Source organism: Acinetobacter sp. UBA6526 (assembly GCF_002434875.1).
Taxonomy (GTDB): Bacteria; Pseudomonadota; Gammaproteobacteria; order Pseudomonadales; family Moraxellaceae; genus Acinetobacter; species Acinetobacter venetianus.
The window spans coordinates 1-208 of record NZ_DJLC01000023.1; positions in this window are offsets into that span (position 1 = coordinate 1).

Genomic DNA, 208 nt, shown 5'->3' on the forward strand with positions numbered 1-208 from the left:
TCACTTACAGTTTTTGGCTCATTTTTAATGAGCTGAGAACTTTTGATGTGATCTTGATCATCAAAAACAACCTCATAAGAAAGTTGTTCTCCATTAAAGTAAACCTCAGTCGGCGAACCAATGATTTCCTATAGTTTTTTATTGACGCAAATATTGCTGTTTTATATGCTGGCTAAAATACAATAAGTTATAATATTTTTTAGTTATA